Here is a 15,447-nt window from a genome sequence, read left to right as displayed (position 1 = left end):
GAGCCCGTACGGTCCGGGACACCGGCCGTCACGGAGTCCACGTCCCCGGCCCCGTGCCCGTACGGCGCGGGACATCGGAGGCCGACCGGCGGGTCCGGCTAGAACTCGTCCGTCAGCCGGGCGATCGCCCGCATCTTGTTCATGGCGTCGAGGGCGGCGACCTTGTAGGACTCGGCCAGCGTCGGGTAGTTGAACACGGCGTTGACCAGGTAGTCGACCGTTCCGCCGCAGCCCATCACGGCCTGTCCGATATGCACCAGTTCGGTGGCCCCGGTGCCGAACACGTGGACGCCGAGCAGCCGCCGATCATCCGGAGAGACGAGCAGCTTGAGCATCCCGTACGAGTCGCCGATGATCTGCCCGCGGGCCAGCTCCCGGTACCGCGAGATGCCCACCTCGAACGGGATCTTGTCTCGGGTCAGGTCGTCCTCGGACTTTCCGACAAAACTGATCTCCGGGATCGTGTAGATCCCGATCGGCTGCAGCTCGTGCATGTTGGCGACGGGCTCGCCACACGCGTGCTGGGCCGCCAGCCGGCCCTGCTCCATCGAGGTGGCCGCCAGGGCGGGGAAGCCGATCACGTCGCCGACCGCGTAGATGTGCGGGACGGGGGTGGCGTAGTTCTCGTCCACGTCGATCCGGCCCCGGTCGTCGGCGGCGAGCCCTGCGGCCTCAAGACACAGCTCGGCCGTTTTGCCCTGCCGTCCCGCGGAGTACATGACGCAGTCGGCGAGGATCTTCTTGCCGCTCTCCAGGATGGCCAGCGCCCCGCGCGGCCGTCGCTCGACCGCGGCGACGCTCTCACCGAACCGGAACGTCACGGCCAGGTCCCGCAGGTGGTATTTGAGTGCCTCCACGATCTCCAGATCGCAGAACTCCAGCATCCGCTCCCGGCGTTCCACCACGGTGACCTTGGTGCCGAGCGCCGCGAACATCGAGGCGTACTCGATCCCGATGACCCCGGCGCCGACGACGACGAGCGTCTCGGGCACCCGGTCGAGGTGCATGATCGCATCGGAGTCGATGACCGTCCGGTCGTCGAACTCCACGGTGGGCGGGCGGGCCGGCGAGGTCCCCGTCGCGATCACGATCTTCTCGGCCGTGACCTTCCTCTCCTCGTCCCCGGTGACTCCGACCGTGTGCTCGTCCAGGAACCGCGCGGTTCCCTGCAGCATGACCACCCGGTTACGGCTCAGCTGGCTGCGGATCACCTGGACCTCGCGGCCGATGACGTGCTGGGTGCGCATCCCGAGATCCGCGACGGTGATCTCTTCCTTCACCCGGTAGCTCGCCCCGTACAGCTCCCGCTGGTTGAGCCCCGTCAGATAGAGGACCGCCTCGCGCAGGGTCTTGGAGGGAATCGTCCCGGTGTTGATGCACACTCCACCGAGCATGTCCCGCTTCTCGACGACCGCGACCTTCTTGCCGAGTTTCGCCGCGGCGATCGCGGCTTTCTGCCCGCCAGGACCGGTCCCGATCACGAGCAGATCAAAGTCATACATGGAGACCAGTGTGGACGCCGGAGGCGTCCACGACCAGACTCCCAGGGATCTACGTGGAGACCATCTCCTACATACCCTGCCCCGCCGACACCCCGACGCGGTCCACGATCGCGTTCGCGCCCTCCTCGCGAGCGCAGTGCGCACAGCAGAACCAGCGCCGGTCCGCCTCCACCCCGTGCCCGGCGATCCGGACCCCGCAGTGTTCGCACATCGGCGCCATCTGGTGAATCGCACACTCGAAGCTGTCGAAAACGTGCACCACTCCCTGGGCGTGCACCTCGAAGCTCATGTCGTAGTCATTGCCGCAGACTTCACACTGCGCCATGTTTTCCCCCCGAAAACTCACGGCATCTTCCGTGTAGGTCTACCCAGGCATCTTCCGATCAGACAGGCATTCTCACCGCGGTCATTTCCCCGTTCAGAGCGCGCGCCGTCACCACGGCCGCGGGGAAGAAAGCCGTATTCAAGCAGGACAGACATTTCGATAGGGCACGCCGTTCAGATAGGTGCTCCACTCCCCGCGCGACAGGGTGCGACCCGCCCGCGCGCAGACCGTGCTCGCCACCAGCTCCGGATCGACCGGATAGTCGACCAGGACGCCGTCGAGGTCGACCATCATCAGCCGGGACCCGTCGGCGTTGAACGCCAGCGACCGGAGGTCACCGGTCAGCACCGTGATCGGCTGGCCGAGGCGGAGCCCGGTCTCGACGTCCCACAGCGCGACAGCCCGTTCGCCGGCCCCGGCGGCGATCACGTCGCCACGGGGCGAGTGGGCCAGCATGGATCCCGCGCCCGCACCGCTCCTGACCAGGATGCCCACCCGCCTCCTGCTCGCCGTCTCCCAGACCGAGATCCGCCCGGCCTGGTCGGCGGTGGCGAAGCGGGCACCGTCCCGGCCGAAGGCCAGCGCGGTCGTCGGGACGCCGATGCCGGGCGAGCCGTACGCGTTGCCGAACGGCTTCCCCGTCGCCGCGTCCAGCAGGCGTTGATCTCCCCCGACGGGCGCGAGCGCTTGGCCGTCCGGGCTGAACACCAGCCCCTCGACGGACTCCTGAGGCCGCGACCAGAGCGGATGCCCGCCGGGCACCTCCCACACGTGGATCTCCCCCCTCCTCCCCTGGGATGCCTTCCGGACATCCTGGTAGTTCGCGTAGGAGGCCACGAGGGAGCCGTCGGCGTTGATCGCCACGGCGACGGCCTGCGCGTCGCGCTTGACGGCGACGGCGGCGATCCGCCGGAAGGTGGCGGTGTCCCAGACCGTCAGCCGGGGTCTCTCCCCGCCCGTCTGGATCGCCAGTCGCCTGCCGTCGCCGCTGAAGGCCATCTCGAGGTGGCCGTCCCGTACCGGCCCGACCCGCAGGGCGGCGACGCGCGTGCGCCGCCGTACGTCCCGGAGCACGACCTCGCTCGTCTCCGTCTGCCTGGAGGCGAGCAGCCGCCCGTCGGGACTCAGCTCCGCCCAGCCGGTCGCGGGCCCCTTCAGCAGGACGGGCCTGGTCAGCGCGGTGATGTCGAGAGTCGTCATCGAGCTTTCCGTGAGATAGCGAAGCGTGCGCCCGTCCGGGTCGAAGGCCACGACGGGCGACAGCGCGTTGATCTTCTGGGTCAGCAGCAGCCGTCCGTCCCGGACCCGCCAGAGCTTGAGGCTCGTCTCGTTCGCGATGCTCAGGAATCGTCCGTCAGGGCTGAAGACCGGGTCACCGCTACCGCCTTCCTCGAAGAGCCGGTCCAGCTTCGCTCCGGTGAACGCGTTTCGCAGCTCGATGTCCTTGTTCCGGGCGACCGCGACGGTCCTGCCGTCCGGACTGTAGGCCACGCCCAGCGCGCAGCCGTTGCACCTGCCGCCCAGCGGGACGCCCGTGAGCCGGTCCAGTGTCCAGGCCGTCACCGTGCCGTCGATGCCGCCGACCGCGAGCCCGCGTCCGTCGGGGGAGATGTCGAAGCTCCCGGAGGTAGGCGGGGACCTCTTCTTCCCCGTGGTGAGGTTCACGATCGTGAGCGCCTCGCCCTGGAAGATCGCGAGCCGGTTCTCGGCCTGCCCGAAGGACGCTCCGGTGTCTCCGCCGTCGAAACGCCCCTGGACGGTGAGGGTCACGCCGGTCGGTCTGCCGGTCGTCACGTCCCAGACCTTCAGCTCCAGATCGCTGATCACCGCGAGCAGCCTGCCGCTCGGGCTCAGCGCCAGCGCCCGCAGGTCCCCTCCGATCCCCCTGAACCCGCCGGTGCGCCTGCCGGTCCGCACGTCCCAGACCCGTACCTCGCCCTCCCCCGCGCTGATGAGCGTCCGCCCGTCTCGGCTCAGCGCCCTGAGCGTCTGGATCGAGGTGGCCGGATCGTGGAAGGCGGCCGTCTCCCACTGGGCCAGCGAGCCGGACAGGCTCGCCCTGGCCTCGGTCACCGGGGCCAGCCGCCAGGCGGCCACGCTGAGCAGCATGGCCCTGGCCGGATCGGCGACCCGTAGCGAATCGGCGACGGTGGCGAGCCGCCGGGCCTCCGCGCTGTCGCGCTGGGAGGCGATGACGGCGCTGCGGGCGTCGGCCGCCCTGTTCTGCTGTACGGCGAGCGCCCCGGCGAGCAGCGCGACCACCAGCAGCGCGGCCAGTGTGGCGGACAGCAGCCGGCTCCGGCGGGCACGGCGTCCGGCGAGGGCCGCGCCCGCCTCCAGGAAGTCGCGTTCGACCGGGCTGAGCGTGATGTTGCGGCGGCCGGTGGCCGCCCAGTGCATGGCGTTCTCCAGGCCGCTGCCCTGGAGCAGGTCGCCGTCCTTTCTGCCCTGGCTCTGCCAGCGCCGCGCGGCGGCGAGGATCCCCCGGTGCACGATCAGGCCGTCCCGGTTGGCCTGGACCCACGTGCGCAGCTTCGGCCAGGCCTGCGGCAGCGCGGGCCGCGACAGCCAGATCTCCTGGTCGTCGTCACTGAGGAGGTAGGCGAACGCCTGCAGCAGCCGCCGGACGGCGGCGGCCTCGTTCTCGGGCCGTCCGTCGAGGAACTCGGCCCGCCGCGCCCGCCGTACGATCAGCTGGCCGTCGTCGGTCACGGTGACGAGCCGGAGGAACACCTCGGGGGCGAGGTCCCGCTCGGCCGGGCCGAGCCCGGCGTACACCTCCTCGGCGAGGGCGCCGAGCGTGGGGTCCGCGGCGGGGACCCGGACCAGGGCCCCGGCGTCGCTGCCCGCCGCCAGCAGCTCCGGGGTGTCGAGACCGTCCTCCCCGCTGACCAGGGCGAGCAGCAGATCCCTGGCCGACGGCCTGGCCTCGGGGTCCTTGGCGAGCGAGGCGGCCACGAACGGCCGGAGGCGCTCGGGCAGCATGTCCAGCTGGGGCTGGACGGAGAGCACCCGGTGCATGACCCCGCCCAGGCTCTCCGCCCGGAACGGGTCCGCCCCCGTGGCGGCGAAGACCATGATCCCGCCCCAGGCGAACACGTCGGCGGGCGTGCCGGCACGCCCGCCCATGAAGATCTCGGGGGCCATGTAGGTCGGGGTGCCCGCCACCATGCCGGTCGCGCTCAGCGACATGTCCGCCGTACGGGCGACACCGAAGTCGATCACCCGGGGGCCGTCGGGGCCGAGGAGCACGTTGTCCGGTTTGAGATCGCGGTGGATGACCCCGGCCTCGTGGATGGCGGTCAGCGCGGTGGCGATCGCGGTCGCGAGGCGATGCAGGTCGCCGCCGGTGAAGCGGCGGCCCTCCGCGACGGCCCTGCGCAGCGTCGGGCCCTCCACGTACTCGGAGACGATGTACGGCCTGAGCCCGTCGAGGTCCGCGTCGAGCACTCCCGCCGTGCAGAAGGGGGCGACGCGACGGGCCGCGGCGGCCTCGCGTCCGAACCGGCCTCGCAGCTCGGGATCGGTGCCCGCGTCACCGTGCAGCACCTTGACCGCGACCCGTCTTCCCTCGGCGTCGTAGGCCTCGTAGACCACGCCCTGACCGCCCGTGCCCAGCCGTCCGGCCAGCCAGTAGCCCCCCAGCCGCTGCGGGTCCCCGTCCATCAGTCCGGCCTTCACCTCACTCTCCGTTCGACGGTGTGCCGGACGCCCCGGCGGACGGGGTGGTTCGCCGGGGGTCGCGCACTCGGGACATGTCTCGTCCTCCTTACGTGAACGGTGACGAAGGTCGTGGCCGAGTCGGGCCTCGGCCGGCAGGGATGGTCCACGCGCCGTCCGGCGGCCTCGACGAGGTCAAGGACGTGGTCCAGGATGCCTGGTTCCGGCTGGGCAGGACGGACCCTTGGGAGATCGGGCGCGTCGCCGTCCGGCCGACGGTCCCGATATCACCGCTCGCGCCGGAGGCTCCGCGCTCGGCACGGGCACCCAGAACCGTCACCACGCGTATGGTTCGTGAATCTTTCCGTAACCAAAACGGTTGATCCCAGTGGCGATGGCGGACTAGGTTGGCTCGCATGGGCCTCCGTGCGGGCCCGCCCAGCTCGGCCGGGTCGGCCTTGCAAACGGTTGACAACCGGATGCCAAGTGACGTGGAGCACGGTGAGTCCAAGGAAAGGGGCAGACCATGCGACGCACCAGAATCACCCGGCAGGGCCGGCGCCGTCCCATCCGCACTTCCGGTCTGGACCTACGGTCACCCTCGGGCCGTCGGCTCCCCTACTGACCTTGTCTTTACGACAGTCTTATGCTGCGATCTGTAGACATCTCATATAACAAGACCATCACGCCGGGGGGCTCAATGAAGAGACTTGTGGTCGTGCCACCATATGTCGCACGGCTCAAGATCCGGGACATCCGTTCCGCGACACGCCGCAGGGCGCCCGGTGACACGAAGGTCGTCGACCTTCGCGCCTACACCGGACGAAACGTCCTGCGCTTCCCACGGACGAGCGGCCCCACCCCCGCCGCCTGATCCAGCCCGCGAAAGACCCGTCTCGTACGGGTCTTTCTCTGTGTCCGGACCCTGCCTCACGGGTCTTTCACCCGCCCGACGGCAAAAAATCACACGCCTGCCGTTGCCTTCCGGAGGCCTGTTTCACTGGCCTCTCGCAAATCTGCCGCCAAAATCGCCTTTCTGCCCTCAATGCCCGATATTCAGGGCTGATCCACAGATTTACCCTGGGCTGGTCGCCCGGCGCGTTCGTCACGGAGAGTCCATCGTCGGGGGCCCGTTTTCAATGTCTGGTTAAATATCCCTCCGTGAACGAATCATCGGCAGACTTATCAGAATTATCGGCAACGGAGCGCACCCGGCACCGCCGCCTCCGTGAGAAGGGCCGGACCGACCGCGCCGCCTTGCACGAGGTGCTGCGCGCCGGATTCATCTGCCATCTCGGGGTGATCTCCGGAGGCGTGCCGATGGTAGTTCCCACGGTCTACGGCTTCGACGCCGACAACCTCTACGTCCACGGGTCGGCCGCCAGCCGGAGCCTGACCGGGCGAGAGCCCTCACGGTCGCGAAACGGATCCGAGAGCCCGGACGCGGGCGCGGACGCCGTAACGGATGCGAGACAGGACACACCGGGCGGATCGGGAGCCGAGACGGGTGCGGCCATGGGCACGGTCTGCGTGACGGTCACCCATGTGGACGGCCTCGTCCTCGCCAGGTCGGTGTTCGAGCACGGCGTCAACTACCGCTCCGCCATGGTCTACGGCGTGCCCCGGAAGCTGGAGGGCGAGGAGAAGCTGACCGCGCTGCGGATCCTGACCGAGCACTCCGCCCCCGGGCAGTGGGACTACGCCAGGCAGCCCAGCCGCAAGGAGCTGGCGGCGACGACCATTCTCGCGATCTCCCTGGCGGAGGCGTCCGTCAAGATGAGCTCGGGCCCGCCCGACGACGGTGAGGGGCCCGACGCCGCGCTGGGGCTCTGGGCGGGCGTGCTGCCGATCGCCACCACCTGGCTGGCGCCGATCCCCGATCCCCTGCTCCCCGAGGGGCTCACGCCTCCCGATCACATCGGCGTACGCGCGGGCACGCGCCTGTCCTGACCCGCGGCACGACGTCCGGCCCAGCGCGTGCCGCACTGGGCCGCGAGGGCGAGCACGGTGAGGACCGCGGCAAGGAGCAGCGCGCGGGAGGCGCCGGCGGCCCCGTCGTGGGCGACGACTCCCATGACCGAGACTCCGAGGACCGCGCCCACCTGACGCACCGCGTTGAGCAGGCCGCCCGCCGTGCCTGCCGTACCGGGGGGAGCCATCGACACGACGTCGGCGACCAGGGCGGGCAGGCAGCAGGAGAGGCCGAAGCCCATAATGATCATTCCCGCCGTCGAGGGGGCGAAGACCAGGCCCGCGGACAGCAGGGCGAGACCCGCCAGAATCGAGGGCCCGGGACCGTACCGGGCGACGAGGCGGCCGGTGAGCAGCGCGTTGAAGGTCATCGGAATGGTCAGGGGCAGGAACGCCAGCCCCGCCTCCAGCGGTGTGAACCGCCGCTCCCCCTGGAGAAGCAGCGTGATCACGAAGAGCGCTCCCGAGAAGGCGAAGTTCACCACCCCTCCGGTCAGCAGGCCCGTCCAGGAGGCGCGGAGCAGCCCGCCGGGCAGCGTGGGCGCGGGAGCACGCCTCTCCAGCCAGACCAGTGCGGCGAGCGCCACGAGGGCGAGCGAGGCGGCCAGGACCGAGGCCTCGATGATCGTCGCGGCCAGGAGACCGAGAAAGGCGCAGGCCCCGGCCTGCACTCCCCAGCCGATCCTGCCCGCTCCCACGGCGGAGACCAGGCCTCCGACGGCGATGAGGCTCGCCGCGGCGAGCGGCGGGTTGATGAGGAAGATCGCGCGCCAGCCGTACGACTCCACGAGCAGTCCGCCGAGCAGCGGACCGGCCGCGAGCGCGGTACCGGTGAGCCCGGCCCACACCCCCATGGCCCGCGCCCTCTCGGCGGGGGCGGTGTAGAGCTGGGCGATCAGCCCGAGGGAGCTGCCCAGGCAGAGCGCGCCCATCAGGCCCAGCAGCGCGCGCAGGGCGATGAGGAGTCCCAGATCGGGCGCGAACGCGCACATCAGGGAGATCACCCCGAACCCGGTGACTCCCAGCCGGAACACCCGGGCCGCGCCGTACCGGTCGGACACCGCCCCGCCGGTCAGGAGCGACGCGGCGAACGCGACCGTGTAGCCGTTGACGGCCCACTGCTGTCCGGCGAACGTTCCTCCGAGGGAGGCGCGCAGGTCGGGCAGGGCAACGGTGAGCACGGTGGTGTCGAGGAGAACGAGGAAGTAGGCGAGGGAGATTCCGGCGAGCCGCCGGAAGGACGTTGTCGCGAGCATGCCGGCAACTCTGCGGAATCGAACATTTCATCTCAACAGCCGCAGCCATATGGGGCGTTCGGGAAAACCGTATGCTGACGGCATGGATTTGCGGCAGTTGCGGGGGTTCGTCGCGGTCGCCGGGACGGGCACGATCACCGGAGCCGCGCATCAGCTGGGCCTGGCGCCGGCATCGACGTCGGAGCAGATCCGCAGGCTGGAGACGTCCCTCGGGGTGACGCTCTTCGAGCGCACGCCCCGGGGCATGCGGCTCACCGGGCCGGGACGGACCCTGCTCGCCGAGGCCCGCGGCCTGCTCGACCACGCGGAGGCGGTACGGCTGGCCGTCACCGGGCAGCGGCGGAAGGTCCGGGTGGGCGCGTTGGAGATGCTGGCGGCGACCCGGCTGCCCGGCATCGTCCGGCGCCTGGCCGAGCTCCGCCCCGACCTCGACCTCGACGTCACCGCGCTCCCCAGGCACTTGCTGTTCTCCGAGATCGCCCGGGGTTCCCTCGATGCCGGGCTGCTGCTCGACTCCGGCCTGCGGATCGGCGGCCTCGGCTTCACCCCACCGCCCGAGCTGGACTTCCTCGACGTGGGAGAGGTGCGGCTGGTGCTGGTCGCGGCCCCCGCCGGGCACGACGACACCCTGCTGGTGACCGAACCCGCCTGCTCGATCCGGATGGCCTCCGACCGGATGTTCGGCCTCGGCGTCAAGCAGAGGGAGCTGCCCGGCGTCGTCACCGTCAGGGAGTGGGCCAAGCAGGGGGCGGGAATGGCCCTGCTCCCCGACTTCGCGATCGCCGAGGACCTGGCGGCCGGCACCCTGGTCCCGCTGGAGCCGGAGGCTCCCGCCCTGGCCCTGCGCCTGGTCTGGCTCAACGGCCGCGAGGAGGGCCTGCGCGACGTGCTCTACGCCATGAGCTCCTCGGCTCAGCCCCGGGCGGATCGCGACGGCTCCGGGTGAGCCCGCTCACCGACCGCTCGCAACACCCGGGCCAGCTCCTCGGGGTGCGTGAGCTGAGGATGGTGCCCGGCGCCCTCGATCTCCGTGAAGGGCCTGTCCCCCGCGATCGGATCCTCGGACCCGGCCACGATCGTCACCGGGACCTCGATCCGGTCGAGCAGCCCACGGAGCTCCTCCCTCGCCGCGTGAGCCGTACGCATCGCCCCGATCACGCGCCGCGCCGCACCCGGCCGGCGCAGGTCCGTGATGGCGTCCGCCGGAAGGCCGAGGCTGCTGCCCAGCCGCTCTCGTGACATCCCGCGCAGCATCGGCACGGCCACCCCCGAACGGGAGAGCCGTCCCGACGGCGCCTGGAGGAAGGCCGGGGCGACGAGGACCACGGCGGCCACCCGCTCCGGGCGGGCCGCGGCGTAACGCAGGGCGGGCCCGCAGCCGAGGGAGTGACCGACCAGAACCGGACGGGTTCTGACGGGGACCATCAGGTCCGCCGTCCAGTCGTCCAGCGAGCGGGCGGGCGCGGAACGGCCCAGGCCCGGCAGGTCGGCGGCGAGGACCGGCGCGCCCAGCAGGTCGCGCACGCCCTCCCACGAATCGGCGTCCACCGGCAGCCCGTGCAGCAGCACGTACTCGGGACTCTCCCGTTCACCCGTCACCCAGGTCCTGCTCCCCGCCACGCCGCGGAACCCGTACGGCCCGCGCGGCGGGAGCCCCCTGCCGAAACGGGCTCCGACCAGATCGTCGGCCCAGCGCCGGAGCGCCTCTCCGACCGGGGGCATGCGGAGCCCCGCCCGCTCCGCGAACTCCAGGGCGGGGGCGGTGTCGTAGCGGTCCGTGGAGATGAACGACAACGTCTCGGGGTCGGTCCCGGTGAGCGCGCGGGGCAGCCGCCGCACCACCCGAAGCGGGATCGAGAGACGGGGTGCGGGCACGCCCAGGTGCCCGGCGATCAGCCCGACCAGTTCGGGCAGGTTGGGCGTCTCGTCGTCGAGCACCCAGTAGGCCTTCCCCGCGGTCTCCTCGTGGACGGGCAGGGCCGCCATGAAGCGGGCGAAGTAGTCTCCGTCCACGACCGGCAGGAAGATGTCCGGCCCGCCGGGAAGGGCGGGAAGCCGCCCGCACCAGAGATCCTCGACCATCGAGGCGAGGCCGACGAACTGGCCGGGGCCGATCACGGTGCACGGGTTGGCGATCGTCAGCGGGACTCCCAGCTCGCGCGCCCGGACCCGCACCGCCCCGTCGGCCTCCTTCTTGGACGCCTCGTAGGCGCCCTCCCCTCGGTAGTCCACGGGGCCGCCGGAGACGCGATAGCCGCTGATGTGGACAAGCCGGCGCAGGCCGGGACGGGCGGCGGCCCAGTCGACCACGTTGAGCGCCCCCGTCACGTTGGCCGACCTCGCCTCCTCGACGCTCAGCCCGAAGGCGAAGCGGGCCGCGGTGTTGTAGACGTCGCGTACCTGCTCCAGGTCCTCCAGTCCCTCCAGTTCCTCCTGGCCTTCGAGGCCGAGACCGGGCACGGTGATGTCGGTGGTGACGACGGTCAGCCCCGAGGTGTCCACCTCCCGCGCGGCGAGCCACGACGTGAGCCGGTCCCCGGGCCCGCGCACGGCGGCGGCCACCCGGCGCCTCTGGCGGAGCAGCTCCGCGACCAGGGAACGCCCGATGAATCCCGCCGCGCCGAAAACGATGGAATCGATGGGATCGGCGGAGCCGAGAGGGCCGATGGTCACGTGATCACTCCAAAATAGATCGGTCTACATATTAAATGGACATGCAGGAACCCACCGGAGCGGATCCTTCAGAGCGGCGCCGTGATCTGACGGAACGCAGGGTCAGAGCGGCGCCGTGATCCGACGGAACGCAGGGTCAGAGCAGCGCCGTGATCCGACGGAACACAGGGTCAGAGCAGCGCCGTGATCTGACGGGACACCCGGTCGAGCGGCTCCCGGCTGCGGTGCGCCCTGGCGAGCAGCAGCGCCCCCTCGATCAGGGCGAGAACGGTGACCGCGACATCGGCGGCCTCGGGGTGCCCGTCGGCCACCAGTCGGTCCCGGAGCGAACCCTCCCAGGATCCGTAGACCTCCGAGCAGACCTCCTGCAGCGGATCACTGATGGCCGCCATCTCCAGCGCGACCGTGGCCACCGGGCAGCCCTTCCGCCACCCGGACGCCTCCAGCCGATCGCCGAGCAGCCCCAGCACCGCGGTGACCAGGGTCACGGTGTCGGGCGCGGTCTCGGCCAGGTCCTGCACGACCTGGCCGATCTCACGACCCGCCCGCCGTACGGACTCCGCGACCAGTTGGTCCTTGCCCCCGGGGAAGTGGAAGTAGAGCGAGCCGCGCGGCGCTCCGCTGGTCGCGATCACCTGGTTCAGCCCGGCCCCGAAGTAGCCACCGCTCTCGATCAGATCTCGCGTCGCGTCGAGCAACCGGCCGCGCGTCTCCTCGCCCTTCTGTCCCATATCCATAAAATAGACCGGTCTTCTTATTATTGGCAACCCTCTTTCCGGAGAGCGGGAGTTTCCGGAGAGAGGGAGGATCGCGGGGGCGGGCGCGCCGGACGTGAGCGCGACGGCCCGATCGGCCGCTTTCGCCCGGGAATCACCCCTCGGCGCCAAGGGCGGCCTACGCCTCGGCGAGCCTCAAGGGCCGAGATGGCTTACACGTCGGCGAGCCTCAAAAAAGGCGATAACTTATCCGGATTCAGTACGGTCCGGAGCCCGACGATCATCCCGTCGGCCACCTCCATCACGAATACCCCGATGAGCTCGCCCTCCCGCCATGCGAGCATCGCGTCCTGGCCGTTGACCTCGGCGTAGTCGAACTCCACTCCGGCCCCGAACTTGGTCGCGATCCCGATGACGTAACGGATGACCTTCTCACGGCCGATGATCGGCCGCAGGACCGCGGCGGCCTTGCCGCCCCCGTCGGCCCAGGACGTCACATCGGCGGCGAGCACCTGCTCCAGCCCGGCGAGATCGCCGCTCCGCGCGGCCGCCAGGAACCGTTCCACGATCTTCCGCCCCTGGTCGCCGGGAGCGTCGAACCTCCGGTGCTCGCCGACGTGCCGCCGGGCCCGGCCGTACAGCTGGCGACAGTTGGCCTCGGACAGGTCGAGCACCTCGGCGATCTCGCCGTAACCGTACGAGAAGGCCTCGCGCAGCACGAACACGGCCCGCTCTGCCGGGGTGAGCCTCTCCAGCAGGACCAGGAACGCCAGGGACACCGAGTCGCGCTGCTCGACGGTCTCCAGCGGGCCGAGCACGCCGGTCGGCGCGGGTTCGGGGAGCCAGAATCCGACATAGCGCTCGCGGGTGGTGCGGGCCGCGGTCAGCCGGTTGAGGCAGAGGTTGGTGACCACCTTGGCCAGCCACGCCCCGGGCGAGTCGATGCTCTCCCTCTCGGCGCCGCGCCAGCGCAGATAGGCGTCCTGGACCGCGTCTTCGGCCTCGGCCACCGAGCCGAGCATCCGGTAGGCCAGGCCGAACAGCTTCGGCCGGTGCGTCTCGAACTCCTCCGTCACGTGTACCAGGTTGCCAGAGATTCCGAGAACCTCCCTTCAACAGAACGGAACCTTATGTTCCGCAGATATATTGAGGGCGTGGAGACAACGACCCCGACGCCCATGAGCGGCCGGAAGGCTCAGGCGGCACGTAACGACCACGTGATCCTGGAGGCCGCACGCGCGGTCTTCGTCGCCGATCCCGGCGCGCCGATCTCCGCCGTCGCCGAACGCGCCGGGGTCGGCATCAGCGCGCTCTACCGCCGCTACCCCGGCAAGGAGGATCTGCTCCGCAAGCTCTGCTCGGACGGCCTGAAGCTCTACATCGCCGAGGCCGAGATGGCCCTGGCCGACGAGGGCGACCCGTGGGCCGCCTTCACCGAGTTCATGCGCCGCGTCGTGGACGCCGACATCCACTCCCTGACGATCAACCTGGCCGGGACCTTCGCTCCCACCGAGGACCTCCACCGCGACTCCACCCACGCGTCCGAACTCGCCGAGCGGGTCTTCGAGCGCACGAGGGAGGCCGGCGCGCTCCGCCCCGGCCTGACCGTCGTCGATGTGGCGATGATCTTCGATCAGCTCGCCGCGGTCCGCCTTGGCGACGAGGCCAGAACCTCCCGGATCAGGCACCGATATCTGGCCCTGCTCCTCGACGCCATGCACCTGACCTCGGCCGGACCCCTGCCCGGCCCGGCGCCCGACGCCGAGGAGCTCAACCGGCGCTGGACCGTCCGGTAAACCCTCCCGGCATGCCCGGAGCGACCGGGACGACCAAGGCGACCGGGATACCCGGGGTGACCGGGCCCCGATACCCGTACGCCCCGGCCGGACGGCGCGTCAGCCGCCGTTCTCGACCGCCCGGGTCTCTCGCCAGAGCGGACTGTCGAGGAAGTGGTTGTCGAAGAGTTCCTGCGCCTCAAGGAGCTCTTCCAGCGTCGCCTCGCCCCTGCCCAGACGCCCCAGCAGCCGGAAGTAGTCGAACCGTTCGACTCCCGGGGTGATGACGATCAGCAGATCGGCCCCGGCGCCCGGCGCGGCGGCGAAGGCATGGGCCGTGTTCGGCGGGACGACGACCAGGTCGCCCTCGCCCGCCGTCACGACACTCTCGCCGACAAGAATCTGAGCCTCTCCGTCGAGGACGTAGAACAGCTCCGACGAGGCCGTGTGGTGATGAGGGGTCGCGCCGTCGGCGCCTCGCCCCAGGGTCACCCGCTGAGTGCTCAGCGCACCGCCGGTGGCACTGGAGTCGGCGAGGAGCCGGATCGTGCTCGGCGACTGCCCGACGATCTCGGCGTCCGCGGCACGCACGATGACCGCTCCGTGCTCGACCGGCTGGATAAGTGACATCTCGCCCTCCCGCGACGAAGTAGTTATGCGTAAGACAATAAGGCGTAAAACTATCTGTTGTCGAATAAGATGTCCGAGTGGATGAAGTAGACGCGATCCTCGCCCAGTGGGAGCGGGAGCGGCCGGATCTGGACCTGTCGGGGATGGGCGTCTTCGGGCGGCTCGGCAGGCTGAACGTCATCGGTGGCCGGGCCATCGACGAGGTGTTCCTCCGACACGGCCTGCAGCGCGGGGAGTTCGACGTTCTGGCCACGCTGCGCCGGTCCGGCCCGCCGTACATCCTGATTCCCTCGGCCCTGTCGGAAACGCTCATGCTGTCGCGGGCCGGGATGACCAACCGCCTCGACCGACTGGAGACCGCGGGCCTGATCGAGCGACGGCTGGATCAGGACGATCGGCGGAGCTTTCTGATCGCGCTCACCCCCGAGGGCAGGCGGGTCGTCGACGCCGCGGTGAGTGAGCACACCGCCAACCAGGTGCGGCTGCTGTCGTCGCTGACCCCGCAGGAACGCACGACCCTGGATGAGCTGGTCCGGAAACTGCTGTCGGGAATGCCGCCTCAGTAGTCGCAGCCGTTCCGGCTCCCCCCGCCGCCAGACGCGCGAGCCCTTTCCGCCCTCGCCTCCCAGGCGCCGATGAGCGGTTCGGCCGCGTGCTCACCGGCGTCCCGGACGGACCGCGCGGCGCCGGGTGGGGCGATGGTCGCGGACCCCACCATGTGACGAGCGAACCCTGAGCAGCACAGCGCCACCGGGACCGACGACCGCCGTGCCTCCGTACGCCGGCCCCCGGTCCTCCCGTGGGGCGCGGCGTCCCCGGCGGTGGGACATTCTCACCCGTAACCCCCAGTGCTACAGCGTCGCCACCTGGCTTTCGGCAAGTCATCCGCCTTGCGGAGAGTCATTTTGCCGTTAGCAGGAACGGCCGGTGCGAGCATCG

13 protein-coding genes are annotated in these 15,447 nt (G+C 70.6%); 5 read left to right on the top strand and 8 right to left on the bottom strand.

Going from position 1 to position 15,447, the window contains the following annotated elements:
- Positions 1-98: 98 nt before the first annotated feature.
- From sthA to CHC08_RS14260, 3 genes are all read right to left on the bottom strand, one after another.
- Positions 99-1,502, bottom strand: coding sequence for a Si-specific NAD(P)(+) transhydrogenase (gene sthA / locus CHC08_RS14270; protein WP_089207736.1), 1,404 nt, complete (start codon positions 1,500-1,502; stop codon positions 99-101).
- A 67-nt stretch (positions 1,503-1,569) separates the two neighbouring features.
- A complete protein-coding gene (locus CHC08_RS14265; RefSeq protein ID WP_089207789.1) occupies positions 1,570-1,827 on the bottom strand; it encodes a hypothetical protein in 258 nt (85 codons plus the stop codon).
- Between the two features lie 138 nt (positions 1,828-1,965).
- A complete protein-coding gene (locus CHC08_RS14260) occupies positions 1,966-5,508 on the bottom strand; it encodes a protein kinase domain-containing protein (RefSeq protein ID WP_089207735.1) in 3,543 nt (1,180 codons plus the stop codon).
- 697 nt (positions 5,509-6,205) lie between these two features.
- On the opposite strand from CHC08_RS14260, the gene CHC08_RS49555 reads away from it, so the two are divergent.
- Together CHC08_RS49555 and CHC08_RS49550 are read left to right on the top strand one after the other, a co-directional pair.
- Positions 6,206-6,361, top strand: coding sequence for a hypothetical protein (locus tag CHC08_RS49555; RefSeq protein ID WP_179282028.1), 156 nt, complete (start codon positions 6,206-6,208; stop codon positions 6,359-6,361).
- Positions 6,362-6,648: 287 nt separating this feature from the next.
- Positions 6,649-7,437, top strand: a complete 789-nt coding sequence (locus CHC08_RS49550; RefSeq protein ID WP_245878313.1) for a pyridoxamine 5'-phosphate oxidase family protein — start codon at positions 6,649-6,651, stop codon at positions 7,435-7,437.
- Here CHC08_RS49550 and CHC08_RS14245 read toward each other — a convergent pair.
- On the bottom strand, positions 7,401-8,714 hold the full coding sequence (locus CHC08_RS14245; RefSeq protein ID WP_143653215.1) for an MFS transporter: 1,314 nt from the start codon (positions 8,712-8,714) through the stop codon (positions 7,401-7,403). The genes CHC08_RS49550 and CHC08_RS14245 overlap by 37 nt on opposite strands.
- 82 nt (positions 8,715-8,796) lie before the next feature.
- On the opposite strand from CHC08_RS14245, the gene CHC08_RS14240 reads away from it, so the two are divergent.
- Positions 8,797-9,660, top strand: a complete 864-nt coding sequence (locus CHC08_RS14240) for a LysR family transcriptional regulator (RefSeq protein ID WP_089207732.1) — start codon at positions 8,797-8,799, stop codon at positions 9,658-9,660.
- Here the strand turns inward: CHC08_RS14240 and CHC08_RS14235 are convergent.
- From CHC08_RS14235 to CHC08_RS14225, 3 genes are all read right to left on the bottom strand, one after another.
- Positions 9,627-11,387 (bottom strand): alpha/beta fold hydrolase, encoded by a 1,761-nt coding sequence (locus CHC08_RS14235; protein WP_245878312.1) that lies wholly within the window; start codon positions 11,385-11,387, stop codon positions 9,627-9,629. The genes CHC08_RS14240 and CHC08_RS14235 overlap by 34 nt on opposite strands.
- A 170-nt stretch (positions 11,388-11,557) precedes the next feature.
- Positions 11,558-12,118 (bottom strand): TetR/AcrR family transcriptional regulator, encoded by a 561-nt coding sequence (locus tag CHC08_RS14230; protein WP_089207731.1) that lies wholly within the window; start codon positions 12,116-12,118, stop codon positions 11,558-11,560.
- 197 nt (positions 12,119-12,315) lie between these two features.
- A complete protein-coding gene (locus tag CHC08_RS14225) occupies positions 12,316-13,179 on the bottom strand; it encodes an RNA polymerase sigma-70 factor (protein WP_089207730.1) in 864 nt (287 codons plus the stop codon).
- A 78-nt stretch (positions 13,180-13,257) separates the two neighbouring features.
- Here CHC08_RS14225 and CHC08_RS14220 point away from each other — a divergent pair, with 78 nt between their 5' ends.
- Positions 13,258-13,899 (top strand): TetR/AcrR family transcriptional regulator, encoded by a 642-nt coding sequence (locus tag CHC08_RS14220; RefSeq protein WP_245878311.1) that lies wholly within the window; start codon positions 13,258-13,260, stop codon positions 13,897-13,899.
- A 99-nt stretch (positions 13,900-13,998) separates the two neighbouring features.
- Here CHC08_RS14220 and CHC08_RS14215 read toward each other — a convergent pair whose 3' ends face one another.
- Positions 13,999-14,508 carry a cupin domain-containing protein gene (locus tag CHC08_RS14215; RefSeq protein ID WP_089207728.1) on the bottom strand — a complete coding sequence of 170 codons (510 nt, stop codon included), beginning with the start codon at positions 14,506-14,508 and terminating at the stop codon, positions 13,999-14,001.
- A gap of 77 nt (positions 14,509-14,585) precedes the next feature.
- Here CHC08_RS14215 and CHC08_RS14210 point away from each other — a divergent pair, with 77 nt between their 5' ends.
- Positions 14,586-15,074, top strand: a complete 489-nt coding sequence (locus CHC08_RS14210) for a MarR family winged helix-turn-helix transcriptional regulator (protein WP_245878310.1) — start codon at positions 14,586-14,588, stop codon at positions 15,072-15,074.
- Positions 15,075-15,447: the final 373 nt, after the last annotated feature.

The organism is Streptosporangium subroseum, assembly GCF_900188345.1.
Classification (GTDB): Bacteria; Actinomycetota; Actinomycetes; order Streptosporangiales; family Streptosporangiaceae; genus Streptosporangium; species Streptosporangium subroseum.
Note: the sequence above shows the minus strand (reverse complement) of the source record. Positions and strands in the feature narration are given on the sequence as shown.